The 25751-nt window shown below is 62.3% G+C and carries 23 protein-coding genes; 6 read left to right on the top strand and 17 right to left on the bottom strand.

Going from position 1 to position 25751, the window contains the following annotated elements:
- The 3 genes from J0I64_RS10305 to J0I64_RS10295 form a co-directional block, all read left to right on the top strand.
- Positions 1–1269: aldehyde dehydrogenase family protein (locus J0I64_RS10305; protein ID WP_291407809.1), on the top strand; the 1269-nt coding region annotated here is incomplete at its 5' end.
- A gap of 11 nt (positions 1270–1280) precedes the next feature.
- The gene (gene ugpC / locus J0I64_RS10300; RefSeq protein WP_291407807.1) at positions 1281–2360 is read left to right on the top strand and encodes a sn-glycerol-3-phosphate ABC transporter ATP-binding protein UgpC; all 1080 of its coding nucleotides are present in this window, start codon (positions 1281–1283) and stop codon (positions 2358–2360) included.
- 214 nt (positions 2361–2574) lie between these two features.
- Complete coding sequence (locus tag J0I64_RS10295) at positions 2575–3468, top strand: biopolymer transporter Tol (RefSeq protein WP_291407805.1); 894 nt, start codon at positions 2575–2577, stop codon at positions 3466–3468.
- Here the strand turns inward: J0I64_RS10295 and J0I64_RS10290 are convergent.
- Genes J0I64_RS10290 through J0I64_RS10275 form a run of 4 tightly spaced genes read right to left on the bottom strand, consistent with a single transcriptional unit; the run spans position 3465 to position 8964 of the window.
- The gene (locus J0I64_RS10290; protein ID WP_291407803.1) at positions 3465–4142 is read right to left on the bottom strand and encodes an ROK family protein; all 678 of its coding nucleotides are present in this window, start codon (positions 4140–4142) and stop codon (positions 3465–3467) included. The genes J0I64_RS10295 and J0I64_RS10290 overlap by 4 nt on opposite strands.
- The gene (zwf, locus tag J0I64_RS10285) at positions 4132–5547 is read right to left on the bottom strand and encodes a glucose-6-phosphate dehydrogenase (RefSeq protein ID WP_291407801.1); all 1416 of its coding nucleotides are present in this window, start codon (positions 5545–5547) and stop codon (positions 4132–4134) included. Before zwf ends, J0I64_RS10290 begins: the two co-directional genes overlap by 11 nt.
- Positions 5544–6677 carry a phosphogluconate dehydrogenase (NAD(+)-dependent, decarboxylating) gene (gene gnd / locus J0I64_RS10280; RefSeq protein ID WP_291407817.1) on the bottom strand — a complete coding sequence of 378 codons (1134 nt, stop codon included), beginning with the start codon at positions 6675–6677 and terminating at the stop codon, positions 5544–5546. Before gnd ends, zwf begins: the two co-directional genes overlap by 4 nt.
- A complete protein-coding gene (locus J0I64_RS10275) occupies positions 6565–8964 on the bottom strand; it encodes a glucan 1,4-alpha-glucosidase (RefSeq protein ID WP_291407799.1) in 2400 nt (799 codons plus the stop codon). The genes gnd and J0I64_RS10275 overlap by 113 nt, the downstream gene beginning before the upstream one ends.
- Positions 8965–9183: 219 nt before the next feature.
- On the opposite strand from J0I64_RS10275, the gene J0I64_RS10270 reads away from it, so the two are divergent.
- Positions 9184–9900: a phosphatase PAP2 family protein gene (locus J0I64_RS10270; RefSeq protein WP_291407797.1), complete on the top strand. Its 717-nt coding sequence runs from the start codon at positions 9184–9186 to the stop codon at positions 9898–9900.
- Here J0I64_RS10270 and J0I64_RS10265 read toward each other — a convergent pair.
- Positions 9897–10382 carry a copper chaperone PCu(A)C gene (locus tag J0I64_RS10265; RefSeq protein WP_291407795.1) on the bottom strand — a complete coding sequence of 162 codons (486 nt, stop codon included), beginning with the start codon at positions 10380–10382 and terminating at the stop codon, positions 9897–9899. The two genes, J0I64_RS10270 and J0I64_RS10265, sit on opposite strands and share 4 nt — an antisense overlap.
- Positions 10383–10707: 325 nt before the next feature.
- Here J0I64_RS10265 and J0I64_RS10260 point away from each other — a divergent pair, with 325 nt between their 5' ends.
- Both J0I64_RS10260 and J0I64_RS10255 read left to right on the top strand, forming a co-directional pair.
- Complete coding sequence (locus J0I64_RS10260) at positions 10708–11367, top strand: hypothetical protein (protein WP_291407793.1); 660 nt, start codon at positions 10708–10710, stop codon at positions 11365–11367.
- Positions 11368–12048: an EAL domain-containing protein gene (locus J0I64_RS10255; RefSeq protein ID WP_291407815.1), complete on the top strand. Its 681-nt coding sequence runs from the start codon at positions 11368–11370 to the stop codon at positions 12046–12048.
- Here the strand turns inward: J0I64_RS10255 and murB are convergent.
- The 12 genes from murB to tolQ form a co-directional block, all read right to left on the bottom strand.
- Positions 12045–13058, bottom strand: a complete 1014-nt coding sequence (murB, locus tag J0I64_RS10250) for a UDP-N-acetylmuramate dehydrogenase (RefSeq protein ID WP_291407791.1) — start codon at positions 13056–13058, stop codon at positions 12045–12047. The genes J0I64_RS10255 and murB overlap by 4 nt on opposite strands.
- 40 nt (positions 13059–13098) lie before the next feature.
- A complete protein-coding gene (denD, locus tag J0I64_RS10245; protein ID WP_291407789.1) occupies positions 13099–14082 on the bottom strand; it encodes a D-erythronate dehydrogenase in 984 nt (327 codons plus the stop codon).
- Between the two features lie 122 nt (positions 14083–14204).
- Positions 14205–14933 (bottom strand): hypothetical protein, encoded by a 729-nt coding sequence (locus J0I64_RS10240; protein WP_291407786.1) that lies wholly within the window; start codon positions 14931–14933, stop codon positions 14205–14207.
- 102 nt (positions 14934–15035) lie between these two features.
- The gene (glmM, locus tag J0I64_RS10235) at positions 15036–16379 is read right to left on the bottom strand and encodes a phosphoglucosamine mutase (RefSeq protein ID WP_291407784.1); all 1344 of its coding nucleotides are present in this window, start codon (positions 16377–16379) and stop codon (positions 15036–15038) included.
- 112 nt (positions 16380–16491) lie between these two features.
- Positions 16492–18423, bottom strand: a complete 1932-nt coding sequence (gene ftsH, locus J0I64_RS10230) for an ATP-dependent zinc metalloprotease FtsH (protein ID WP_291407782.1) — start codon at positions 18421–18423, stop codon at positions 16492–16494.
- A gap of 359 nt (positions 18424–18782) precedes the next feature.
- Positions 18783–20057 carry a tRNA lysidine(34) synthetase TilS gene (tilS, locus tag J0I64_RS10225; RefSeq protein ID WP_291407780.1) on the bottom strand — a complete coding sequence of 425 codons (1275 nt, stop codon included), beginning with the start codon at positions 20055–20057 and terminating at the stop codon, positions 18783–18785.
- On the bottom strand, positions 20042–21076 hold the full coding sequence (ybgF, locus tag J0I64_RS10220) for a tol-pal system protein YbgF (protein ID WP_291407778.1): 1035 nt from the start codon (positions 21074–21076) through the stop codon (positions 20042–20044). Before ybgF ends, tilS begins: the two co-directional genes overlap by 16 nt.
- Positions 21077–21282: 206 nt before the next feature.
- Positions 21283–21738, bottom strand: a complete 456-nt coding sequence (pal, locus tag J0I64_RS10215; RefSeq protein WP_291407813.1) for a peptidoglycan-associated lipoprotein Pal — start codon at positions 21736–21738, stop codon at positions 21283–21285.
- A 273-nt stretch (positions 21739–22011) separates the two neighbouring features.
- Entirely contained in the window at positions 22012–23322 is a 1311-nt protein-coding gene (gene tolB / locus J0I64_RS10210) for a Tol-Pal system beta propeller repeat protein TolB (RefSeq protein WP_291407776.1), read from the bottom strand.
- A 65-nt stretch (positions 23323–23387) separates the two neighbouring features.
- Positions 23388–24587 carry a hypothetical protein gene (locus tag J0I64_RS10205; protein ID WP_291407774.1) on the bottom strand — a complete coding sequence of 400 codons (1200 nt, stop codon included), beginning with the start codon at positions 24585–24587 and terminating at the stop codon, positions 23388–23390.
- 8 nt (positions 24588–24595) lie between these two features.
- A complete protein-coding gene (gene tolR / locus J0I64_RS10200; protein WP_291407772.1) occupies positions 24596–25033 on the bottom strand; it encodes a protein TolR in 438 nt (145 codons plus the stop codon).
- A gap of 1 nt (position 25034) precedes the next feature.
- Positions 25035–25736: a protein TolQ gene (gene tolQ, locus J0I64_RS10195; RefSeq protein ID WP_291407811.1), complete on the bottom strand. Its 702-nt coding sequence runs from the start codon at positions 25734–25736 to the stop codon at positions 25035–25037.
- Between the last annotated feature and the right edge of the window lie 15 nt (positions 25737–25751).

The raw sequence follows: 25751 nt of genomic DNA, 5'->3' as shown, positions 1-25751 counted from the left end.
AGCGAACGTAGCCGCATTCTGGCCCGCATCGGGGAAGCCATCCATGAGCACCGTGAGGAGCTCGCTATCATCGAATGCCTCGAAGTGGGCAAAACGATTCGTCAGGCACGCGGCGAAATGGGCGCGTCGGCCGAATTCTGGCGTTTTGCGGCAGGTCACGCTCAGGGCCTAACGGGAAAAACGCACAACAGCCTCGGCGACAATGCCATCGGGCTCATGCTGCGCGAGCCTGTTGGGGTAGTCGGCATCATCACTCCCTGGAATTTCCCACTGCTGATCGGTTCCGAGCGTGTTCCATGGGCCCTCGGCGCAGGCTGCACCGTCGTGGTCAAGCCCAGCGAATTCACGTCAGGTTCCACCATTCGCATGGCAGAGCTTGCTCGTGACTGCGGCCTGCCGGACGGGGTCTTCAACGTCATTACCGGCTATGGCGATCCGGTCGGCCAGATCCTGGCCGAACACCCCGCAACCGACTTTCTCTCCTTTACGGGATCTTTCCGCGTCGGCCAGATCGTCGGCGGACTTGCCGCGTCAAATATCAAGCGCGTTGGTCTGGAACTTGGCGGCAAGGGCCCCCAGATCGTTTTCGCCGACAGCGACCTCGAGGCCGCCTCTGATGCCGTTGCCCGTTCGATCTTTGGCGTCGGAGGACAGGCCTGCATCGCTGGCAGCCGATTGATCGTCGAGGCCCCGGCGCGCGACGAAATGCTCGATCGCCTAACCCGCATCGCTGACAAGGTCATTATCGGTGACCCCCTCGACGAAAGCGTTCACGTGGGTTCTCTCATCCACCGGCCGCACCTCGAGAAAGTGGAAGGCTACGTCAATGCCGGCCGCAGGGCCGGCGCCCGCCTCATCACCGGAGGAGAGAGGCTGGGAAATGTGGGCAACTACTATGCCCCGACGATTTTCGATGCCGTCGATTCCGACATGAGCATTGCTCGCGACGAGATTTTTGGACCGGTGCTGGCAACCTTCAGCTTCGAGGCGCCCGAACAGGCCGTGGCCTTGGCCAATGATACCCAATACGGCCTCTCCGCTGGTATCTGGAGCCGCGACATCACCAAGGCCATGCGTACCATTCGTCAGGTGCGCGCCGGGCGCACCTGGATCAACTCGGCCGGGGGCGGCGCGCCTGAAATGGGCATTGGCGGCTACAGGCAAAGCGGCATCGGCCGTGAAATGGGCCGTTACGGCTTTGATGAATACAGCAGCTTCAAGAACGTGTTCATGGGCCTAAATCCCGTCAGCACGCCATGGGTGAGCTAGAGGAGGATTGCATGGGTTGGGTTGAGCTGAAGGACGTTCGCAAGACTTTCGGCGGTGTTGAAGTCATTCATGGAATCGATCTCGATATCGCCGAAGGCGAGTTCGTCGCCCTCGTTGGTCCCTCCGGCTGCGGCAAGTCCACGCTGCTGCGCATGATTGCCGGCCTCGAAGAAGTGACGGGGGGAGAAATCTCCATCGGCAGCGAGGTCGTCAACGATCTCAGTCCACGCGACCGCAACATCGCCATGGTGTTCCAATCCTATGCGCTCTACCCCCACATGACGGTGGCGGAAAACATGGGCTTCAACCTCAAGCTCTCGGGCATGAGCAAGGCGCAGCAAAAACCGCTGATAGACGAAGCCGCCCGCATGCTGGACCTCACCTCCCTGCTCGAGCGCCGCCCCGCCCAGCTTTCCGGCGGCCAGCGCCAGCGCGTGGCCATGGGCCGCGCCGTAGTGCGCGACCCCTCGGTGTTTCTGTTCGACGAGCCGCTCTCCAATCTCGATGCGAAACTGCGCGTACAGATGCGCGCCGAAATCAAGCTGCTGCACAAGAAGGTCGGTCGCACCGCCATCTATGTGACCCATGACCAGATCGAGGCCATGACGCTTGCCGATCGCGTCGTGGTGCTCAATGGCGGCAAGGTCGAACAGGAAGGCTCGCCAATGGAACTCTACCTGCGCCCGGCGAACACTTTTGTCGCCGGGTTCATTGGCTCTCCGGCGATGAACCTCATCAATGCCACCGCCCGCCGCTCTGGCGACAGCGTCACTGCATCTCTGGCGGCCGGCGCCACCCTGCCCCTGCCTGCGGATGCATCCGTGACCGATGGCCAGGCGATCAAGGTGGGTCTCCGTCCTGAGCACCTTAATCCCGCAGCAACGTCAGGCGGGAGCGTTTCCGGCTCGATCCTCCTGACCGAACTGACCGGTGCGCAGGCGCATATCGTATTCCAGTATGCCGGTGCCGACCTCACCGCCGTTGTCGACAGCATGATTGCCCCAGCCGAAAGCGAAACCTTCTCGGCCCGCATCGCACCGGAACATGTTCACGTCTTTGACGCAGCGAGCGGACGCAGCCTCAGATCGTAGCGGCACACGCCATCGCCAGAAACCCAAGGTCGCCGCGGAGAAACACCGCGGCGACCTTTTGTTTCTTGGAGCGGCTTGCATCGAGATAAACTGGATTGCATCGTGACTGCCGTTCACGGCGTGTGAAAATGACAGCTATCGCAGCATCGATGAAAACCTTTCATCGGCCCATCGCCGACCTAGTATCCATCGCAATCGAGCATCGGGACATCACATGAGCTTTTCGTTTCCCCGCCGCGGTCGCATTCTGTCGACGGGCCAGTGCGCTCAACTCGAAGTCATCGATCTCGATGGCAACCGGCGCGTCGTTTTCACGGCTGATGATGTGATAGAGGCCCCGAATTGGACGCCGGACGGGCAATGGCTCGTTTTCAACGCCGGCGGACAGTTGTTCAGGATCAGCCCGGGTGGCGGCACTCCGGAGCATATCGAAACCACAGGGCTCGATGACCTCAATAACGATCACGTGCTTTCGCCCGACGGCAGAGCGATCTATGTCAGCTCCGACGACGGTCACCTCTACTCGGTCCCCTTCGAGGGTGGCTCCCCTCGCAGAATCTCCAACGAGCATCCAACGCCGCACCACTATTACCTGCACGGTATCTCGCCGGACGGCGAAACCTTGGCCTATGTCGCCGTCGAAAGGCCCGAGGAAGAGCGCCTGGTCAACATCTTCACCATTCCTGCCTCTGGTGGGCCAGATAGGCGGCTCACCCATGTCTCGGCGCCCAATGACGGCCCGGAATACTCGCCTGACGGCAGGTGGATCTACTTCAACTCCGAGCTTGCGGCGAGCCGACCCGGACACGCGCAGGTCTTTCGGATGGAGGCCGACGGCAGTGGCATTGAGCAGTTGACCTTTGACAGCCGCGTCAACTGGTTCCCCCACCTCTCCCCCGATGGACGTTTCGTGGCCTATCTTAGCTATCCAGAGGGCACATTGGGCCATCCGCCCGACAAGGAAGTGTTGCTGCGTCTGATGTCGCCCACCGGAGCCGACCAGCACGACCTGGCCGCGCTCTTCGGAGGCCAGGGGACGATCAACGTCAATTCCTGGGCGCCAGACAGCAAACGCCTTGCTTTCGTGTCCTATCCAAAAGACCGTTAGACGATGAGCGTCTTGTCGAGCCACAGGGCAAAGCCGCCCTTGAAGGCATTGGCATTGTCGCCGCGGCGGCTATTGGGCGGCAGGCTGTCGAGCTTGGCGACATTGCCGCCGCCAATGACCACATAGTCGGGCTCCATGGCCGTGGTCAGGCGCTCGACGACGGCAAAAACGTGCTTCTGCCATTTGTCGTGGCCGCGTTTTTCAAGGCTCGCTTCGCCCAGATAATCCTCAAACGTGCGGCCATTGCGATAGGGCAGGTGCGCCAGCTCCATCGGCTGGGCTACATTTTCGACAATCATCGCCGCCCCGAGTCCGGTGCCAAGCCCCAGAAACAGCATGCGCCCGCCCTGATAGCTGCCGATGGCCTGCATCAGCGCGTCGTTGACGATCCGCACCGGTTTGCCGAACCGCTTGCCAAAATCGAAGCCGACCCAGCCAGGCGCCAGGTTATGCGGATCGCTCAAAATCTTGTTGTGGACCACGGGGCCAGGATAGCCCATGGCCACGACGTCGAATTGCATACCCTCGGCAAGCTTTTCGACACTGTCGGCCAGGGCCGCCGCGTTCATCGTCGGCCCCGAAACGGCCTTGCGCTCGTCACCGCCGGCGCTCGACTGGATTTTGACATGCGAGCCACCGATGTCGATGGCGAGGACGACCGGATCATTTGCCATGGACGATCACCTCTTCCTTGCCCGGATCGACCCAGCCGCCGGGCGGTTCGAAACCGGCCATGGCCGCCTCCGGTCCCCAGCTGCCGAGCTTGTAGGATGCAGGCTCTGCCTTGCGTTCCAGCACCGGATCGACCACCCGCCAGGCGAGTTCGGACGCATCCTGCCGGGTAAAGAGCTGCCGCTGGCCATTCATGGCATCGCCGATCAGGCGCTCATAGGGCATCATGTCGTCTGTCGTGTCATCGACCGCATCGAGTTCGACCGGTTCCCCGATCATGTCGCTGCCGGGCGCCTTGCGCCGCGCCCCGATGCCGATCATCACCTGCGGCCCGACGCGGAAGCGCACATAGTTGGACGCGGCATCCTCCACATCGTCAAAGAGCGCGACCGGCGGCTTGCGGAACCGCACCACCACTTCTGTGGCGCGAACCGGCAATTGCTTGCCGGCGCGGATATAGAAGGGCACGCCTTTCCAGCGCCAGGTGTCAACGAAGAGCCGCACCGCGGCAAAGGTCTCGGCCTTGGAATCTGGCGCCACGCCCGGCTCGTCGCGATAGCCTTCGAACTGGCCACGCACCACATCGGCCTCGGTCAGTGGCCGCATGGCCTTGAGGATCTGCACCTTTTCGTCGCTAAGGTCATCGGAGGCGCTGGTGACAGGTGGCTCCATGGCCAGCAGCAGCAACACATTGACCAGATGGTTCTGGATCACGTCGCGAATGCAGCCGACCTCGTCATAGAATTTGCCGCGACCGGCAATGCCGAAATCCTCGGCCATGGTGATCTGCACGCTCTCGACATAGGTGCGATTCCATACCGGCTCGAGGAAGGCATTGGCGAAGCGGAAATAGAGCAGGTTCTGCACCGCCTCCTTGCCCAGAAAATGGTCGATGCGAAACACCGCCTCTTCCGGAAAGGCGCGATGCAACACGGCATTGAGCGCCCGCGCCGTCGTCAGGTCGTGCCCAAAGGGTTTTTCGACCATCAGCCGGGATTTTTTGGCGATGCCCGCAGCCTTCAGCGCATCGATAACGGTACCGAAAAGCGAGGGCGGAATGGCGAGATAATAGAGCGGATGGGTCGCCCCGCCGAGCGCTGTGCGGAGTTTTTCAAAGGTCTGCGCCTCGCGGTAGTCGCCGCTGACATAGCGCAGCTGCGCCTTGAACCGGGCAAACACCGTCTCGTCCACGCTACCGAACTGCTTGACGATGCCGTCGCGCGCGCGCTCGGCGAGCTTGTCGACATCCCAATCATCAAAAGCGACCCCGACAATGGGTTCGTCGAGATGGCCGCGCCGCACCATCTGGTAGAGCGAGGGCAGGATCATCTTGTGCGCGAGATCCCCCGTGACGCCGAAAACCACGAGTGCGTCGGAGCGTTCTTCCTTGGCCCGGAGCGTGCTCATTTTTCTTCGTGCCCGCCAAAGGAGTAGCGCATCGCCGAGACCAGCTTGTTGGCAAACTCATCATTGTCGCGCGAGGCGAAACGATTAAAGAGCGCCGAGGACAGCACCGGCGCCGGCACGCCGGTTTCGATGGCAGCCTGCAGCGTCCAGCGCCCCTCCCCCGAATCCGAGATTTTGCCGCCAAAGCGCGACAGTGCCGCATCGTCCTTGAGCGCCGCTGCGGTCAGGTCGAGCAGCCATGAGCCGATGACGCTGCCATGGCGCCACACCTCGGTCACCGCCGCCAGGTCGATGTCGAACCGATAATATTCGGGATTGTGCAGCGGCGCGGTCTCGGCGTCCGCCGCGCGCGTCTCATTGCCGGCATCGGCGGCCTTGAGGATGTTCAGCCCCTCGGCATAGGCGGCCATGATGCCGTATTCGATGCCATTGTGGACCATCTTCACGAAGTGCCCGGCGCCTGCGGGGCCGCAATGGAGATACCCCTGGCTCGCCGTGTCGGCCGTTCCCGGTGTGCCGCCCGACCCATCCCGGCCCGGCGCGAGGGCCGCCAGGATCGGATCGAGCGATTTCACCGCCACCGGCGTTCCCCCGACCATCAGGCTATAACCGCGCTGCAGCCCCCAGACGCCGCCGCTGGTGCCGACATCGACATAGGCAATGCCTTTGGGCGCTAGCTCGGCGGCAAGGTCGACCGCATCGCGATAATTGGAGTTGCCGCCATCGATGAGAATGTCGCCCGGCGCCATCTTGCTCGCAATATCGCGCGCCACCCGCCCGGTAATCGCGGCCGGCAACATCAGCCAGACGGCGCGCGGCTGTTCGAGTTTGGCAAGGAGATCGTCGATGTCGGCCGCGCCCACCGCGCCGTCGGCGACAAGTGCCGCGACGCTTTGCGGATTGAGGTCGCTCACCACGCATTGATGACCCGCCAGCATCAGGCGCCGCACCATATTGGCGCCCATGCGACCCAGACCGATCATTCCCAGCTGCATATGCTTGGCTCCTTTTTGACGCTTATTGGCCGGTGATCTCGACCCTGAATTGGGACGCATCCCAGCGCTCTTCGTCGAGCCAGAGAAAGGTGAAGACCACCGCCCGGCCCGGCTCCAGTTTGGATATGTCGAGATCGGCCACGTGAGTTCCAAGGCCACTATCGCGTGTCTTTGTGTCAGTTGCGTCCTGCCACTCGTCGAGCCCCCAATGGACCAGCGCCGGCGCCACCAATTCGAGCCTCAGCACCTTGCCCGAGGGCATGCGGGTAATGGCATTGTTGGGCCGCCAGATGCGCAGATGCGAGGGCGAGCGATTAGCGATGTAGCGCGCATGCGTCTGCGGCGGCTTGTCGAAAACCGTGCCATCGGCAATCGAGCGCAGGAGCTTGATATGTTCGGCATGGGCCCAGACCAGTGGCATGGCACTCCCCGAAGCGCGCCCGCGAAACAGCTCCCGATCCGGAATGTCATCGGCGTCCCAGCTCTGCTCGGGCAACAGCCCCTCGACACTCGCCGAGGCTTCGAGGGTTTTCAGCAGCTTTTCGGCTTCTGCGGGCCGCCCGGCGCAGAGTTCGTAATGCGCCCGCTCCCCTGCCAGAAGTGGCCATGCCCGCCCCTGCCCCGTGCCATCGAAGGCGGAGCCGTCTTCATGCTCGCCATAGCCATCGCCGGTATAGCGATACCAGAGCGGCCCCTGCGGCAGGTCCACCTTGAGCGTCGCATCGATCATCCGTACGGTGTCGACAATCCGCGGATCCGTCGCCGCGCGCAGGCCGAACCGCACCAGCGCTAGCGCATCGGGGCTCAGCACCTGCCGCGATGGCAGTTCCGACTTGCCGATTACCTGGTTGCGGATGATGGTCACCCCGGTGCCCGCGCCCGCAATATCGGTCGCAAGATCGGTGCCCATGCGCGCATAATAGCCCGCCACCCCAAGGGCCGGATCGGGATCACCGACAAAGGTCCAGTTCTCGATCTGCTCGTTCCAGCAATCCGCCGTCTCGCGCAGGTGCGTGCTGCTCTCGTCGTCGAGAAGACCGGCCGCCGCCAGAAGGGCGGCGATCTCGACCGCTAGGGTAAAGGGGTTATAGCCGCCGTCTTCCTCCCAACGATCCTGCCGGCTGGCCGGGCCATTGGCGATGATATATCCGGCCGCGTTCCGCACCATGGGCAGATAGCGCGCCAGCGCCTGTCCTGTCAGCGCATCATTGCGGTGCAACAGGTCGACAAGCAGGATGGGAAAGGCACATTCATCCATCTGCACGCCGCGCCAATAGGGCCGGCCATCGAGCCACATGTTCTGCGCCCAATGCCCCGAAGCCAATTGCACCTCGCGCAGATATTCAAGAATGTTCAGCGCCTCGCGATGATCGCCCGCCGCCAGGAACCCACCGGCGGTTTCGACGAGATCGCGGGGCCAGACGAGATGGTAGCCCCCCATATCGTCGTCGCCCTTGCTCATCCCCCAGGGAATGGAAAGGCTCGCCACCACCGCCCCCGGTCGATCGACGGCGCGATGGCTCGCAAGGATCGCGGTCGACACGCGATAGCTGTCCGTCTGTCCCGGTTCGGCATGGCCCAGGTCACGCAGGCTGCCCTGCCAGTCGCGCCAGTTCCGGCAATATTCGGCATGGGCCGTGTCCCAGCCCGAGCGCAGGCTCGCCAGCACGTGCTCACCCGCCTCGGTCTCGGACTGTCCGAACCCCAGAACCAGATCGACCGTATTCTGTTCGGCAAAGCCGATCTCGGCGATCATGGCGACATTGCCGTCATCGGCGCGCTGATATTGCGGATCGAGCCGCCCGGTTTCGGCCAATTGCTGGAAACCGTCGGAATTGCCGACATAGCCCACCGACCGGCTGCGCCAGGGCAATGAGCTGCCAAGCGCCAGGTAGCGCGAGCGGCCACTGGCGAAAAGCAGGGTTACGTCGCGCTGCTCGCTTATCCAGGCCGAATTGCCCATGCCGGCATTGACGAGGTGCGGCGCGACCAGGGCAAAGACGCGATACTCCGCCAGTTCGCCGACAAGCGGGGTAAAGACGATCCGCTGCAGCAGGCTCGGCCGCGCCGGATCGGAGATGATCTGCTTTTCAATGCGATAGCGGCCGTCGCGCGCGACATTGGTCACGCAGAAGGCCGGCACGCCATCTTCGAGATGCGCCGTCGTGCTGTCGCAATCGCGCTTTTCTTCCGAGAAATAGCCATCCGGCCCGACGATCAGCAGCTCGAAATCCCGCGTGCAGGCGCTGTCGACGCGCGGATAGTAGACCTCGTTCAAAATGCCATGGCTGAGCGTGAACCAGACAGGTGATTTTCGCGACAGGGCCGTACCGACGCCACTCTTGGCACTTGATGTCCATCGTGGGGAAATGCCCGGCGTACCGGGAGCAAAGTCAAACAGAGCAGCTTTCGATAGCGCCATGACAGAGCCTCGCGGACCTAGGACAACTGGCGCCGCGCTGACGCAACCCGTGGTCATGCCCCAGCCTATGTCCGGCCACCCTTCATTCGCAAGGGCCGGGATGATCAGTCCGAGCGAGAACAAGTAAGCGTGTTCGGATGTTAGGAGAACATATAGCCGTCTTGCCGCACTCTTCATGCAGGAGCCGGCTACCATCGTAGCGATGCGCGGATTGTTTTGATGCCGACGGGAGCACACATGAACTGGAACTGGAAACAGAAGCGCGTCTACACAGCCCTCGCCGGAGTCGCCGTATTACTCGGCATTTTCGGCATCGTCGCCGACTATGTCGTGGAGGGCGAAACGCATGCGTTTGACGAAGCCGTGCTGCTGTCTCTGCGAGTTCCGGGCCACCCGGACCAACCGATCGGGCCACACTGGGTTGCTGAAGCTGTTCGCGATGTGACCGCCCTTGGCTCTTACCCCGTGCTCGCCCTGCTCATCACATTCGTCCTGCTGCAATTGCTGCTGACTGGCCGCCGCGGCACTGCGCTCCTCATTGCCAGTTCGGTTGTGTCCGGTACCATTGTCAGCACCGTGCTCAAGACCCTGTTCGACCGCCCGCGCCCAGACCTCACCGGCGTCGCCGAAGTCTTTACGGCAAGTTTTCCGTCGGGCCATTCGATGGTATCGGCCGTCACATTCCTGACCATCGGCGCCATACTTGCCGGTACAACCAGGCTAATTCGGCTACGCATCCTCTATTTCGGCGCGGCGGTCTCGCTGACCTTGTTGGTTGGCCTGAGCCGTATCTACCTCGGCGTCCACTATCCAACCGACGTCATCGCCGGCTGGAGTCTCGGTGCAGCCTGGGCTCTAGGTTTCTTTATCCTGGGCAATGCACTCGCGGCGGCCAGTGGGGCAGACAGAGCCGGACCGACTGATGCGGAAGCCTAGTGCGCGTGTTCGCCGTGACCGGGCGTTAGCTCGGGGCCCCGGGCCTCGACCTTGAACGTAACCTCGATACGTCCCGCCTTCTCGAAAACGAGGACCGCAGGCACCTCGTCGCCGGGCGCATAGTGGCGATCAGGCTGAACAAACATCGCATGGGTGCCGTTGTCGCCGAGCCAGACGATCTGGCCGGCTGGCAGGGCCAGTCCATCGGTCATGGGCTGCATGCGGGCAATTCCGTCGGTAACAACTGACTGATGCAGCTCTACCTTCTTGGCTGCGGTGCTCTCGATCGCCAGCAGGCGATCATCTTCGCTGCCATTGTTTTGCAGCGTCACGTACCCCCCGAGCACACGCGCATTCGGCGGAGCCTCCTGGATCATCGGATGGTCGATGAAGATCGTACCCAGCTTGAACCCATGCGCGAAAGCGGGCTGCGCGGCAAGGGTCAGGAAGGAAGCGAAGACGACGGCAAGGAGCTTGTGCATGGATGTGCTGCTGGTTCGAGCGGGTGGTCTAAGCTGTCTTGATGCTCTCCAGCGGCCTTGAGCAAGCAAAAAGTGTCGCCCTTACGACATTGTCATATCCTGGACGCGGCTTTCTCATCTTCGTGGCCTCGATATAGCCTGAACTCCCGAGGCATCCGTCCCGCTCGCAAGAACGTCGGTGACACCGCGCGTTTTCAAGCCAAATGGCAAAGACTTCCGCGAAAGAGGAAAGCGGTACCTTGTCTTAAGTCTTGTCGATTATTGTTAGACCGTTCGGCGCCAATACCAGTAATATGGCTGTGTCGATTACCGACGAGACACGATTGTGAATCCCAAGACCCGGCAACGCTTGGCGGCAGAAACAAGTAAGTACTCATCGCGGCTGATCCTTGCCTACAAGGTAGCCTCGCTGGCCATTTCCGTGCTGTCCGTGTTCTGGGCCATCATCTTCGCTTTTCAAGGCAGCGTCGTTCTCGCCGTCGGCCAGATTGCGCTGACGCTGCTGTGCCTCCTGAGCCTCAAACTCGCCAATGCTGGTCGGGTAGCCACCTCGCTCTACCTCACCCAACTTGCGCTGCTCTGCTTTGTCTTGGGGATCTGCCTTATCTTTGACGTGCCGAACGGCGCCATACCGCGCGTCTCGCATCTGTTTTTGCTGCCCTTGGCCGTTCTGGGCTTCATCAACTTCAAGAGCAATCGTTCCCCGATCCAGGCCGCCCTCGTCGGGTTCTGCCTCCTGGGCTTCGTCTTCCTCGCCAGCACCAATTACGCGCTGCCCTTTGCTCAGCCCATAGGCGACGAAATCCGGACATATGGCGTCTGGGTGAATTCGATAAGCGCCACCGCACTTGCCGCCGTTTGCGTCTATGCGCTGCAGGCCGAGATGGAACGAACGGATCGGCTCGGCCGAAGCCTGCGGGACGCGCTCTGGAACGAAGAGTTCTCCCTTCACTACCAACCTCAGGTCGACCTCGAAGGCAGATGAATCGGCGCCGAAGCCTTGCTCCGTTGGAAGTCGCCTGACGGCAAGCAGGTCTCACCGGCGGAGTTTATCCCCGCAGCCGAGCAGGCGGGGCTGATGGGCCGCATCGGTTACTGGGTTCTCCAGTCGGCCATGAGGACGCTCGCCGAATGGGCGCGGCACGAGGAAACACGACACCTAACGCTCTCAGTCAATGTCAGCGCCAGCCAGTTCCTCGAGGACGGGTTCGAACGCTCCGTATTGAGCCTGATCGAAACCTTCGGCATTGACCCAACCCGGCTCAAGATCGAGCTGACGGAAAGCGTCATGGTCGCCAATCCCGAAATCGTCATCGCCAAGATGCAGGCATTGCGGGCGGCGGGCATCGGCATGGCGCTCGATGATTTCGGCACGGGCTATTCTTCGCTTGGCTATCTCCGGCAATTGCCGCTGACCCAGTTGAAGATAGACCGCAGCTTCGTCCAGTCGATGACGGACAACAAACGCAGTGCCACTCTGCTGCGCGGGATCGTAAAAATGGGGTTAGACCTCGAACTCCACGTGCTCGCCGAGGGCGTGGAGACGCGTGAGCAGGTCAGTATCCTCACCCAAAACGGCTGCCAGGCCTATCAGGGCTACTTCTTCGGGCGCCCCATGCCTCTCGAAGAGTTCATGCGCCAGAGCACTGCGGCTGCTGCCGCCTAGAGGAAAATCGGCTCTTCGTGGAGAGCAATGCCGAAGCGGGCGCGCACGCTCGCTTTCACATGCGCCGCCAGCGCCGCAATATCATCGGCATCGGCCTCGCCGAGATTGATCACCACCAGCGCATGACGTTCGGAAATGCCCGCCCGTCCCATGCGGAGCCCCTTCAAACCAGTCTGCTCGATCAGCCAGCCCGCCGAGAGTTTGGTGCGGCCATCAGCTTGAGGAAAGTTGGGCGCAGTCGGAAAGGCGGCCAGCACCGGCGCTGCTTCGGCCAGGGTCACGATGGGGTTCTGGAAGAACGACCCGGCATTGGGCGTCACGCGCCAGTCCGGCAACTTCGACCCACGCAGCCCAAGCACCCGCGCCATGACCTTTGCGGGGTCGAGCGGGGCCTCAAGATCAGCAAGCCCAGCAAACCGCAGGTTCGGTGCCCAGGGCTTTGGCAACCGCAGTCGCAATGACAGCACCACATATCGCCCAGCCTCGCGCTTGAAAATGCTGTCGCGATAGGCAAAGGCGCAATCGGCCGCCGTGAATGTCTTCAGTGCCCCGGTCTCCGCGTCGTAGGCGACGAGGCTATCAAAAACATCGGCGACCTCTGCGCCATAGGCGCCGATATTCTGCACCGGCGCCGCGCCAACCGTGCCGGGAATGCCGGCAAGGTTCTCGATACCGCCAAATCCCTGCTCGACGGTCCAGGCGACAAAATCGTGCCAGACCTCCCCGGCCGCCGCCTCGACGAGAACATGCTCCTCGGTGTCTTCCAGCACTCGCCGGCCAGTGGTCGCGACCACTGCCGTAATACCCTCATATCCTGAGGACAGAACGACATTGCTGCCCCCGCCCAGAATGCGCAGCGGCAGGCCGCTCTCTTCGGCCCGTGCAAAAACCGCCGTTACTTGATCAGGCGTCTCAATCATCACGCCGAAGCGAGATCGGGACTTGAGGGCCAGGGTATTGCGCGCCGAGAGATCGAAATCAGGAATCAGGTCGAGAGAGGATACGGTCATGGCGGGTTTATAGGATCGGGGCGGAACGCCTGGCAATGTCTCAGCCGATGCGTCCGCCCAACTCGTCCTCGATGTGATAGCGAATGATCTCGTCAAAGCTGCGATCGGCCACAAAGCCCAGCTCTTCGGCACGTCGCGTCGTAAAGGCCTGCGGCCAGCCCGCGACAATGCGCGCGATCACCGGATCGGGCTCATGGCGAATGCGTTGCACCGCCTTTTCTCCGGCAACACGACGCAGCGCTTCGATCTCGTCACCGACGGTCGCCGCCAGACCCGGCATGGTCAGGCTGCGACGCTGCCCGAGCCCCGCCGTATCGAGACCCGCAGCATGCAGCAGAAAACCGACGGCCGCGCGGGGGCTCGCAAACCAGTGGCGCACGCTGGCCTCGACCGGCAACACGGCTTCAAGACCCGAAAGCGGTTCCCGTAGAATACCCGAGAAGAACCCCGATGCCGCCTTGTTGGGCTTGCCGGGCCGCACGACGATGGTGGGCAGGCGAATACCAACTCCATCAACAAAGCCGCGCCGCGAGTAGTCGGCCAGCAGCAATTCGCCAATCGCCTTCTGTGTGCCATAGCTCGTCAGCGGGGTCAGCGGGAACGCATCGGGGATTTCGGCCGGCAGCGGCTCGCCGAAGACGGCAATGGACGAGGTGAAGACCAGGCGCGGCATATAGGGGGCCGAGAGCCCTGCCAGACGAATGGCTTCCAGCAGATGCCGCGTGCCATCGAGATTGATGCGGTAGCCCTTCTCGAAGTCCGCTTCCGCCTCGCCCGAGACGATGGCGGCGAGATGAAAGATTAGGTCCGGTCGGCCTTCGATCAGCTTTCCGGCTGCCTGCGGGTCCGAAAGGTCGGTGGCATGCGTGGCAATAGGAAGTCCGGCCTTGGGCGCTTCGGGGGCGATGATATCGGCAAGGACGAGTTCGGCGACATCACGACCACCTACCCGTCCTGCATCAAGAAGCGCCGCAACAAGTTTACGACCGACCATGCCCGCCGCGCCAATAACCAGAATCTTCAAGGCCTTGTCCTCCATGCCCGCTTTCATCCGACGAGATCATTGCGGCGCGGTCTTGTCCATGCCGCAAAACAAAACGGCGCCCACCAAGGTGAGCGCCGCTGCATGGGATCAGACTGACGAGATCAGTTGAAGCGGTAGCGGACGGTGCCGCGCACTTCATGCACCCAGTTGTTCGCGATCGAGTAGGGATAGGTGGTAGCGTTGTTCTCGACCTTGTTGATGTAGAGGCCGCGGTAGCCGAGGTCGGCAACCACATGGCCGAAGTCGTAACCCGCGCCGACCATACCCGCGGCGGCAAAGCTGGTATTGGTGCCGCGCGTGTCTGGCAGGCCCGGGCCATTGGTGATCACGTCGTTGAAGGCGAGACCTGCACCAGCGCCGACATAGCCGAACATGCCGCCGGCAGCGCCATAGCCCATGTCGCTGAAGCCGAAGTCGTAATAGGCGTTAACGAGAGCGACGGTCGAGCGCAGCGACAGCGTGTGCGCGCCATTGGCCAGTTTGCCCGACGTATCGTTGATATTGGCCGTCATCTTGTCGTTCGACAGATAGTCGACCGTGGCATCGAAGCGCAGGCCCGTGCCGGTTTCATAACCGAAGCCGGCACCGACCGAGTAGCCATAGCCATAGTCAGTGATGGCGAAATTGGTCGGCGTGGCGCTCGGGTGATTAACTTCCTTGGCCCACATCATGTTACCGGCGGCGCTGCCGCGCAGATAAAAGCTTCCCGAGACGCCATAGTCGACGTTGGGAATCTCGATAACCGGAGGGTAGTAGGGAAGGTCCGCGGCAATTGCCGGGCCTGCGACTGCTGTTCCGGTCAACAGGAACGCAGCAATGAGCTTGCGCATAGTTGTGTCCTTTATTTGCCACGACGCTTCGTCGGTTGAAGGCAAATATCGGACAAACTTGTTAAAGCGCGCTTAACCCTACGATTTAACCCTACTGGCGCGTTAAGCGATCTGCAGGATCGCTGCTTCCACCTGCCCGACGATGCTTTCGACGAGCCCGGCATCATCGGCTTCGCCCATGACGCGGATCACCGGTTCGGTGCCCGAGGCGCGCACGACGAGACGCCCGCCGTCGCCCAGCATAGACTGCGCATCGGCGATGGCCTGTTTGACGTGCTTGTTGTCGAGCGGCTTGCCGGACTTGAAACGCACATTGCGCAGCAGCTGTGGCACCTTCTCGAAGCGGTGGCAGATTTCCGAAATCGGTTGGTCCTGCTGCTTCAGCACCGAGAGCAGCTGCAGCGCTGCAACGAGGCCATCGCCCGTGGTGGTGAAGTCGGAGAGGATAATGTGGCCGGACTGTTCGCCGCCGACATTGAAGCCCTTGGCGCGCATCGCTTCTAGAACATAGCGGTCGCCGACCTGGGTGCGTTCGAGGATGAGCCCGAGGCTCGTGAGATAGCGCTCAAGACCGAGATTGCTCATGATGGTGGCGACGATACCGCCCCCGAGCAGCATTTCGCGCTCGAGCCAGCTCTGCGCGATAACCGCCATGAACTGGTCGCCATCGACCACATTGCCCTTTTCATCGACGATGATGACGCGGTCGGCGTCGCCATCGAGCGCGATGCCGATATCGGCCCGCACTTCCTTGACCTTGGCCGCCACAGCCTCTGGTGCGGTCGAGCCGACCTTGTGGTTGATATTGTAGCCATTGGGCTCGACGCCCACGGCAATCACCTCCGCGCCCAGCTCCCAGAGGGCCAGCGGGGCAACCTTGTAGGCAGCGCCATTGGCGCAATCGAGCACGACCCTGAGACCGGAGAGATCCGCGCCGCGCGGCAGGGTGCGCTTAGCATATTCGATATAGCGCGTGCTCGCCTCTTCGTCGCGATGCGCCCGGCCGATATCCATGCCATGGGCGAGAAGCTTCGACGTGTCGGTCTCGATCAGACGCTCGATCTCGGCTTCCAGCTCATCGCTGAGCTTGTAGCCATCGGGCCGGAAGAACTTGATACCATTGTCTTCGAAGGGATTGTGCGAGGCCGAAATCATCACCCCGAGGTCAGCGCGCAAAGAGCGCGTCAGCATGGCAACGGCCGGGGTCGGCATCGGCCCGAGGAAATAGACGTCCATGCCCACTGCGGTGAAACCGGCGGCGAGCGCGTTTTCTAGCATGTAGCCGGAGCGGCGCGTATCCTTGCCGATGACGACGCGGTTGCGGTGCTCACCGCGCACGAACTTGGTGCCGGCTGCCATACCGACCTTCATGGCCAGCTCTGGCGTCAGCTTGTCGCCGTTGGCCATGCCCCGAATGCCGTCCGTTCCGAAATATTTCCGGGCCATCTGCTACTCCCCGACAACTGGTCTCATGCGGCTAATACCACTTTGGAGGAAGTAGCGCACAGAATTGGACAAGAAAAGGGCCACCCGTAGGTGGCCCTTGGAAAAACGTGTTTCAGCTTTCCGGCTGGGGTTCCATGCCCGGCTCCGGCGGAGCATCGGGGCGCTTCTTACCCGATTTGCCGGCAGTCGGCACGCCCGTGGCCTTGGGAACGGCAGGGCCGTTATCGTCGGGCCGGGTCGGCTGCTTCCCGTCCATCAGGGCGCGGAGTTCGTCGCCGGTCAGGGTTTCGAATTCGAGCAGTGCCTGGGCAATGGCTTCCCACTGGTCGTTGTAGGTCGTCAGAATATTGCGGGCCGAGGCTTCGCCGTCTTCGATGAGCTTGCGCACTTCCTGGTCGATCAGCTTGGCGGTGTCATCCGACATGTGCTGGGACTGAGTGACCGAATGGCCCAGGAACACCTCCTGGTCATTGGACTTGTAGCGCACGCGGCCAAGCTTTTCGCTCATGCCCCATTCCATCACCATAGACCGGGCAAGGCTCGTGGCCATCTGGATGTCGCCCGAAGCGCCCGAAGTCACCTTGGCCGGGCCAAACTTGATGATTTCGGCTTCGCGACCGCCGAACAGCATGGTGAGACGGGCCAGGGCCTTCTCACGGCTGAACGAGTAGCTATCAGTTTCCGGCAGGGTCATCACCATGCCCAGCGCACGACCGCGCGGAATGATGGTAGCCTTGTGGATCGGGTCGATGCCGGCAACCTTGAGCGCGATGATGGCGTGGCCAGCCTCATGATAGGCAGTCAGCTTCTTTTCGTCATCGGTCATTGCCATGGTGCGGCGCTCGGCACCCATCATGATCTTGTCCTTGGCGTCTTCGAATTCCTGATGGGTGACGAAGCGCTTGTTCTTGCGCGCCGCCATCAGGGCAGCCTCGTTGACAAGGTTCATCAGGTCCGCGCCCGAGAAACCCGGGGTACCACGAGCCAGAACCTTCAAGTCGACGTCTGGAGCCAGCGGCACCTTGCGGACGTGAACCTTGAGAACCTTTTCGCGACCAGACACGTCAGGGTTCGGCACCACGACCTGACGGTCGAAACGGCCGGGACGCAGCAGAGCGGGATCGAGCACGTCGGGGCGGTTGGTTGCAGCAATGAGGATGATACCTTCATTGGCTTCAAAGCCGTCCATCTCGACGAGGAGCTGGTTGAGGGTCTGTTCGCGTTCGTCGTTACCGCCGCCAAGACCGGCGCCACGCTGGCGACCAACGGCGTCGATTTCGTCGATGAAGATGATGCACGGGGCATTCTTCTTGGCCTGTTCGAACATGTCGCGGACGCGGCTGGCGCCGACACCGACGAACATTTCCACGAAGTCAGAACCGGAAATGGTGAAGAAGGGAACGTTGGCTTCGCCAGCAACCGAGCGGGCGAGCAGCGTCTTACCGGTACCCGGAGGACCGACAAGCAGCACGCCGCGCGGAATACGACCACCGAGGCGCTGGAACTTGCCGGGATCGCGCAGGAACTCGACGATTTCTTCCAGGTCCTGCTTGGCTTCATCGACGCCAGCGACGTCTTCAAACGTCACCTTGCCTTGCGTTTCGGTGAGCAGCTTGGCGCGCGACTTGCCAAAGCCCATGGCACCGCCACGACCACCGCCCTGCATCTGGCGTATGAAGAAGAACCACACGCCGATGATGACGATGAAGGGCAGCCAGGAGGAAAGGAGGATCGACCAGAACGGGCTCGATTCCGGCGCACGAGCCGTGATCGAAACATTCTGTGCTTCAAGGCGCGAAATTACGTCTGCACCGGCGGGAACGATGGTTTCAAAGCGCGTGCCATCATCGAGAACGCCGGAAACGACATCATTGGTAATGGTGACGCTGGAAACGCGACCCGCGTTGATGTCGGTCACGAACTGGCTATAGCTCTTTTCGCCCACGGACATGGTGCGTGTAGAAGACTGAAAGACCTGGAAGAGGCCCATCAGCATAAAGAGTATGACCAGCCAGATGGCAAAGTTGCGGAAATTTCCGTTCATCAATCCTGTCCCGGAGGAAGCCAGCGCGCGACGCGGCAGCATTAGGCCGAATGTAAGACCGTCATTAGGGCGTTACAAGGGCAAGCCCTGCGGCGTCCGGGGCTTTACGTCCAGTCATATTGTCGCGATGAGGTTAACGGGGCGTCGATACGACAAGTTCCCCCACCACAACTATTGCGCCATAGGATTTTGCTCCCGCCTGCGATTGTGGCGGGGATCGAGGTTGGTGAACGCCGCCTAAGCGGCATTCCCCCGAAATGTTTTTGTAGATGAAGCGGATACCGCTCCGGGCCCCCCCTGTTTTCGAAACAGGAAGCGCAGCACCTTTAGCTATGGGCTGCCGTCACGCCAGGCCAACATCAATCCGTCAGCACCCGCACCTCTACCCGCTCATCGAAGGACCAGCCGCCGAGCGACAGAACCGCGCCGTTTTCGTCGCGCACGACTGGCGTTGTGCGGATCGCCTCGGCAGGGGTCGTCACCTTGAAGCCGAGCACCTCCTCCAGCCGATGCCGAGGGAAAAAATCCGTCGCCGAAACGACGAGGCTCATATCACCGGAAAGATTGCTGATCTCGAACCGCTCGTCCCAGATAAGCCGCCCCTGCGGCGGCACCGTCAACGTTTCGGGCAACGCCCTTCCCGGCTCCCGGGCAACGGTAATCGCCTCGTCCTTTATGCGGATGACCGTACCGAGCAGGGTCGTGCCGCGCGGCAGGGTATTGGTGGTGATCTGCTCAAAGAGCCGCTCGACCTGGCCGAGCGCGCGCGGCTTCTGCCGCCCGCCGACGACCGCGAGAATGCGGCTCAAGACACGACGCCCCGTGGCGGGCCCCAACTGGCCAAGCGCCAGGAGTGGCAGCGAGGCCGCGCCAAAACCATCGATCGTCACCAGTTCAGCAAAGGCCGCATCTGCAAGCTGGGCCAGCGCCTGATCGGCTTCCGCCATGCGCGCTGCAAAGCGCGCAAGGGCCGCCCCATCGAGCCCCTCTTTTGCCAGTGCGGGCAGCAGGCGACGCCAGCGAACGCGTTCATAGGCCTCATCATCATTGGAAGGATCATGTGCCGGGGCCAGACCAGAAGTCTCGACCACTGCGCCCAGCGCTGCCGGCTCGACATCAAGCAGTGGGCGAAACACCCGGACTCCCTCGACCACGGAAAAAGCCACCATGCCCTTGAGACCATCGAGCCCGCTGCCATGGGCAAGCCGCATCAAAATGGTTTCGGCCTGGTCGGCACGATGGTGGGCGGTGAGCAGTACGCTCGCGCCGTCTGCCGCCATGGCCTCACCGATCAGCCGGTAGCGCGCCTGGCGCGCTGCCTCCTGCATCCCGGTTTCGGGTTGCCCGTCTGTCCATTTGAGCCCGCGGAAGTCGAGCCCGAGACGCGCCGCTTCCGCTGCCACCATGGCGACCTCGTCAGCCGCCTCCGGGCGCAGGCCATGGTCGAGGCTATAGACGATGAGCCGGGGTCGGGTTTGCGCTTCCGAGGCCCAGCGTTTGGCCAGGAGCATCAGGGCAAGGCTGTCAGGACCGCCCGAAACGGCGAGACCGAGAATGGCCTCGCCGGAGACGGGAGCAAAAAGACCTGCAAGCGTGGCCCCATCGGTGAGATCCGGGGTCAGGCTGGCGGGCATTGGGCCTTGACTTTCTCCTCGGCGAGCCGCGTGACGAAAGCCTGAGGCAGGGAAGTATAGCGCTTGCCGACTTCCGCATAGGTGCGGCATGCCGTTTCACGTTCGCCGGCGCCCGAAAGCGCCATGCCCAGTTTCAACAGCAGATCGGGGGCACGCGGATGGTCCGGATGCTTCTGGAAGATGTCCAGCAGCACTTCGGCGGCCTGGTCATAAGACCCCTGCCGCAAAAGCGCTTCGCCAAGGAAATTAGCAGCTTCGGGAACCTGCGGATTATTCGGATAAAGCGACACGAACTGGTCGAACTGGTCTGCCGCAAAGGCATAGTCGCCCGACTGGATCGCTTCGTACCCGGCAGCAAACTGCGCATCGGCATCGGCATTGCCGGTGCTGATGACAGTTGGATTGTAACTGAGGTCGAGCGGCTGACCTGTAGCAAGGTCAATGCCGCCGGACTGGCCAGTTCCAACCAGAGGGTCGGCCGAATTGCCCAGATCATCCATGGGAAGCGCCGACTGGTCGTCGAAGGTCGGGTCGAATTCCGCCTCGCCCGGCAGCGGGCGCACGCCCTGTTCCGGAATCTGGGTCATCGGCACGGCATCTTCGCCGGTGGGGGCCTGAACTTGGGTCTGCGGCGACGCCTCGGGCGGCGTCACGCCACCAGGTTGGGTCGCCGCCTCAGTTTTTCCCCCAGCACCGCCTTCCAGCTGCTGGAAGCGGAATTCGCTGTCTTCCTGCATGCGGTTGACGATTTCCTGCATCTGGGTGAGCTGGAAAGTGAGGCCTTCAATCTGGCCGTTGAGCGAACGAATCTGTTCTTCGAGCTGCTGGATGCGCACGAGCAACTGGGCCTGGTCGGCCTGTGCCACCAGCATGCGCTGAGGTTGGGTATTATTGAGGGCCAGGCCGCCGAGTTCGGCCGGGGGCAAGGTCTGCGCCTGGGCCACGGGCAAGAGCCCCAGGCCCAAGGCGATGGCGCACAGTCCCGCGCGCGCCTTTCTGTTGAACGATCCAAGCTTCACGCCGTTTTCTCCAATGGTCCAAAGCCTTCGACAAGATGGTTATCTTTGGCCTCCCGATAAAGGCCAATTTTGGTCAAAACAAAACACCCGGCCCACTTTCGTGGCACCGGGCGTTCCTTGCCTCCAGTTCTTGCGACTGGAATTCGTGCATCGGACCGAAATTCGACCCAAAAGAATGGAGCTGCAAGAGTGCCGCTCCGAAGATTTTACTGAACCACCGTGACCGCGCGGCGATTCTGGCTCCAGCAGGAAATGTCGTTACAAATCGCGACCGGGCGTTCCTTGCCGAAGGACTGGCTGGTGATGCGCTGACCGTTCACGCCCTTGGAGACCAGATAGTTGACCACGACGTTGGCACGGCGGGCGCCCAGCGCGATATTGTATTCGCGCGTGCCGCGTTCGTCGGCATGGCCTTCGATCATGACGCGGTAATTCTGGTACTGGTTCAGCCAGGCAGCCTGCTTGTCGAGGGTAGCCATAGCTTCCGAGGTCAGCGAGCTCGAATCGGTGGTGAAGAAGATGCGGTCGCCGACGGTGACGATGAATTCCTGCTGGCTGCCCGGAGCACCGCCGCCAGGGCCGAGATTGCCGGCGCCGGTCAGACCGACGGCATCATTGGAACTGCGCGAACAGGCAGCGACGACAACGACGAAAAACAGCATCGCGGCAGCGCGCAACGCGGTCGAAAATGGTGCGGGAATGGCCACGGGTAGCTCCAGAAAAGGCAACAATCTTAGGCGAAGCATTTACCGTGCTTAATCTTAAAGCCGGGTTCGCTAGAATGGTTAATCTTTGCCTATTCCGGCGTGAATGTGGCGGGAAACCGGGCTTTTTCGTGACGTTGCACTTGCGCAACAGCTCAATGCGCCGTTCACGTTAAGGTTAAGTCGCAAGATTTTTGACATGAAAAAGGGGGCCGAGGCCCCCTTTGAAAACTAGCTGCGGAGGCCGGACCACGAGGGGTCGGACGCGTAGCTGTCGGTCGCGATCGTCTGCGGGTTACGCCCCCAGATATCGACGCTCATCAGGCGCGGGCCATCGTTGCCGCCAGGATCCTGGAAGAACATGATGACCCGGCCGTTGGGCGCCCAGGTGGGGCCTTCGGCATGGTAGCTCGAATAGAGCAGGCGCTCGCCCGAACCGTCGGCATTCATGATGCCGATGTGGAACTGGCCACCGGACTGGCGGGTGAAGGCGATCAGATCGCCCTTGGGCGACCAGACCGGGGTCGAATAGCTGCCCTGGCCGAAGCTGATGCGTTGCGCGTTACCGCCGCCGGCGCCCATCATGTAGATCTGAGGCGAACCGCCACGATCGCTTTCAAAGACGATACGGCCGCCGTCGGGCGAATAGGAGGGCGAAGTATCGATGGCGGCGCCCGAAGTGAGCTGCCTAGGCTGACCACCCCCGGTGCCAACGGCATAGATATTGGTCGCCCCGGCCTGCTCCACCGAGAAGGCAACAGTGCTGCCATCGGGCGAGAAGCGCGGCGCAAAGGTCATGGCGCCGACATTGGCAAGGCGCTGCTGGCGTCCGCTCGAAAGCTGCAGCAGATAGACCTGCGGATTGCCATCGGCAAAGTTCATATAGGTCACGAGGTCGCCATTGGGCGCAAAGCGCGGCGTCAGGGCCATGGACGAGCCGTCGGTCAGGTACTGCACATTGGCGCCGTCCTGATCCATGATGGCCAGGCGCCGCGTGCGGTTGGCCTTGGGACCGCTTTCGGCGGTGTAGATGACGCGTGTATCGAAATATCCGGAACCGCCGGTCAGCTGCTCATAGATGGCGTCGGAAATGATGTGGCCAACGCGGCGCGCCGATTTGGGATCGGTATTGTAGCTCTTGCCGACGACCTGGCTGCCCTGGCGGGTATCCCAGACGCGAACGGATGAGGAGATCTGTCCGCCCCGCTCCACACCACCCATCACGAGGGCATCGACATTGACGGTGCGCCAGGTGTTGAAATCGGGCGTGGCGTTGACGTCACCCACCCGCACCGGCAGCGAAGCCGGATCGAGCGGCAGGAACAGGCCCGAGCGCCTGAGGTTGTTGCGCACGATATCGGCGATCTCGCGGCCAAAGCTCGGGTCCGAGGAGGCAAAATCCGGGATGGCGATCGGCAGGGGCTGAAAGTTGGCCCCTTCCACCACGATGCGCAGCTGCGCCATGGCCATGGGGGAGGATGCGAGCAGGGCGCCACCGGCGAGGCCGAGCTTGAGCGCAGAGCGACGGGTAAGAAGCGTCATGGTCTTGGTTGTCTCCAATTTCGCCGTTTGGCCGGTTTTTGGCCAGCAACAGGGCAAATTCAAGGTCACGGTCTCAGTTCCACTTCGATCGAGCGCCACTCGTTGAACGAGTCTGCGGACAGCATCGAATAGGGGCCACACTGCATCACGGCGCGCTGGGCGGCGCGTGCGATGGCCTGGCCGGCAGCCGTCTGGTCGGCGGAAACGATCTGCGGCGTGCCGTTGACAGTGCCGTCCTGGTTCATCGCCACACGCAGGGTCACGTTCATGCCCGAGTTAAAGTCGCTCGGCAGCAGGTTCCAGCAGGTCTTGATGCGCGCAACGAGGCCGTCAATGGCGGTCTGGCTGAGCCGCGCCGACGTGCCGGTGGTGTCGCCCAGTGTCGGCGAACCGCCGCGCCCGGTCGTGCCGCCGGTTGTCGGGGCATTGTTGATGATCGAGGCGATGTCATCGGCCCGGCTGGAGTTGGCCTGGGTCGGCCCAGGCTGGGTCGGGCGCGTCGCCGGGGTCTGCGACTGGTTTTGTGCCGCTGCGGCCGCCTGGCGTTTGCGCTCCTCTTCCTCGCGCTTCTTGCGCTCGGCTTCGGCAAACTGCTGGCGCAGCTGGGTAAGGTTATTCGGCCGGGCAGCCGGGGTCGGCGCGGCGACGGCCGGCGTCGGCGGCTCAGGCGTGGGCTGCGGGGCCGGTTGCGGCGTGGGCTCCGGCGTTGGCGCTGGCGTTGGTTCTGGGGCCGGGGTCGGCTCCGGAGTGGGCGCGGGCGTCGGAGCCGGTGTTGGCCGCGTCTGCGGCACGGGCGGAACCGGGGTCGGGGTTGGTGCCGGCGTCGGTTCTGGAGCCGGCGTCGGTTCTGGAGCCGGGGTCGGCGCGGGCGCAGGTTCTGGCGTCGGCTCAGGTTCGGGAGCCGGCTCCGGCACAGGCTCAGGCTGCGGCGCGGGCTCCGGAGCCGGCGCGGTCTGGGTCACCGGCTGAGGCGTCGGCGTATTGGCAGGCGACGGGGTCGGCTGGTCCTGCTCCGTATTGCCGGTCGGCTGGGCCAGTTCTGCCGGCTGGTCGCTTTCCACGATGGAGGGCGTATTGGTCTCGACGACGGTGCTGTCGAGCTGACCGGCGCGAATGTTGGAATATTCCTCGATGGGCACGAGGTCGACCGAGATCGACTCGGTCACAGGCGTCAGCGGCTCGGTCCAACCAAGATTGATCAGACCAAGCACGATCAGCAACACATGCGCTGAAACTGAAACGATAACGCCTGTACGCATAGGCATGGGCCGGCCTATTGCTCGCGCTCGGTAACGAGCCCGATCTTGGAATATCCGGCTGCCGAGAGAAGGCCCATGACGCGCATGACCGCGCCGTAATTGGCTGTGGTATCGCCGCGTAGGAAGATGCGATCCTCGGGCGTCGCAAGACCCGACACAGTCGAGATAAGGCTCGCCTCGGTCACCGGCGTCTCATCCACGAAGATCGCGCCCTCTGGCGTCACGGCGACGGTAATCGGCTGGGTCTGGCTCGGCATTTCCGCCGCTGCCGATTTTGGCAGGTCGACGGGCACGCCGGCCGTCATCATCGGCGCGGCCACCATGAAGATGATCAGCAGCACCAGCATCACGTCCACCATGGGCGTGATGTTGATTTCGCTCATCACCGCTTTCCGGCGACCGCGGCGACGGCGTCCGCCCCCACCTCCACCGGCAGAAACACCCATGCCCATATCAGCGGCTCCGCGCTTCGAGCTGGCGGGAAAGAATGGTCGAGAACTCGTCGGCAAAGCCTTCGAGACGCCCGATCATCTTGCCCGAATCCGCCGAGAGCTTGTTGTAGGCGATAACGGCCGGGATAGCGGCGACAAGGCCGATGGCGGTCGCAAAGAGCGCTTCAGCGATCGGGCCAGCCACGACTGCAAGATTGGTCGAGGACGACGCCGCGATATTGGTGAAGGCGTTCATGATGCCCCAGACCGTACCGAAAAGGCCGATAAAGGGACCGGCCGAACCGACCGTCGCGAGAAAACCCAGGCGCTTTTCGAGGAACTCGCTTTCGCGCGCAATGGCGACATCGAGCACCTTGTCGAGGCGCTGCTGCATGCCCACAAAGCTTGCCGCGTTCTGCTCGTGGCTGCGCTTCCATTCCTTCATCGCCGCCACGAACACCGCGCCCATGCCGCCCGAAGCCTTTTCGGACTGCTGGCGATAGAGCTCTTCGAGCGACTGGCCGGACCAGAAGGTCTTTTCGAAATTGTTCATCTCCGCGCTCAGGCGGCGATAGGCGATAGTCTTATCGACAATGATGGCCCAGCACCAGACCGAAGCGCCGAGCAGGCCCAGCATCACCGATTTGACGACGATGTCGGCCGCCCAGAATAGTCCCCAAATGGACAGGTCGGCATTTGGAGCTGCCGCTCCCACTGCATCCATGGCTTCCATGAAGTG

The organism is Devosia sp., assembly GCF_017307565.1.
GTDB lineage: Bacteria > Pseudomonadota > Alphaproteobacteria > Rhizobiales > Devosiaceae > Devosia.
Note: the sequence above shows the minus strand (reverse complement) of the source record. Positions and strands in the feature narration are given on the sequence as shown.

Excerpts from the sequence above, each read along its gene's own strand:
- ugpC (WP_291407807.1), top strand. The coding sequence starts at position 1,281 with ATGGGTTGGGTTGAGCTGAAGGACGTTCGCAAGACTTTCGGCGGTGTT.
- J0I64_RS10295 (WP_291407805.1), top strand. The coding sequence starts at position 2,575 with ATGAGCTTTTCGTTTCCCCGCCGCGGTCGCATTCTGTCGACGGGCCAG.
- J0I64_RS10290 (WP_291407803.1), bottom strand. The coding sequence starts at position 4,142 with ATGGCAAATGATCCGGTCGTCCTCGCCATCGACATCGGTGGCTCGCAT.
- zwf (WP_291407801.1), bottom strand. The coding sequence starts at position 5,547 with ATGAGCACGCTCCGGGCCAAGGAAGAACGCTCCGACGCACTCGTGGTT.
- J0I64_RS10275 (WP_291407799.1), bottom strand. The coding sequence starts at position 8,964 with ATGGCGCTATCGAAAGCTGCTCTGTTTGACTTTGCTCCCGGTACGCCG.
- J0I64_RS10270 (WP_291407797.1), top strand. The coding sequence starts at position 9,184 with ATGCCGACGGGAGCACACATGAACTGGAACTGGAAACAGAAGCGCGTC.
- J0I64_RS10265 (WP_291407795.1), bottom strand. The coding sequence starts at position 10,382 with ATGCACAAGCTCCTTGCCGTCGTCTTCGCTTCCTTCCTGACCCTTGCC.
- murB (WP_291407791.1), bottom strand. The coding sequence starts at position 13,058 with ATGACCGTATCCTCTCTCGACCTGATTCCTGATTTCGATCTCTCGGCG.
- J0I64_RS10240 (WP_291407786.1), bottom strand. The coding sequence starts at position 14,933 with ATGCGCAAGCTCATTGCTGCGTTCCTGTTGACCGGAACAGCAGTCGCA.
- glmM (WP_291407784.1), bottom strand. The coding sequence starts at position 16,379 with ATGGCCCGGAAATATTTCGGAACGGACGGCATTCGGGGCATGGCCAAC.
- ftsH (WP_291407782.1), bottom strand. The coding sequence starts at position 18,423 with ATGAACGGAAATTTCCGCAACTTTGCCATCTGGCTGGTCATACTCTTT.
- tilS (WP_291407780.1), bottom strand. The coding sequence starts at position 20,057 with ATGCCCGCCAGCCTGACCCCGGATCTCACCGATGGGGCCACGCTTGCA.
- pal (WP_291407813.1), bottom strand. The coding sequence starts at position 21,738 with ATGCTGTTTTTCGTCGTTGTCGTCGCTGCCTGTTCGCGCAGTTCCAAT.
- tolB (WP_291407776.1), bottom strand. The coding sequence starts at position 23,322 with ATGACGCTTCTTACCCGTCGCTCTGCGCTCAAGCTCGGCCTCGCCGGT.
- J0I64_RS10205 (WP_291407774.1), bottom strand. The coding sequence starts at position 24,587 with ATGCCTATGCGTACAGGCGTTATCGTTTCAGTTTCAGCGCATGTGTTG.
- tolR (WP_291407772.1), bottom strand. The coding sequence starts at position 25,033 with ATGGGCATGGGTGTTTCTGCCGGTGGAGGTGGGGGCGGACGCCGTCGC.
- tolQ (WP_291407811.1), bottom strand. The coding sequence starts at position 25,736 with ATGGATGCAGTGGGAGCGGCAGCTCCAAATGCCGACCTGTCCATTTGG.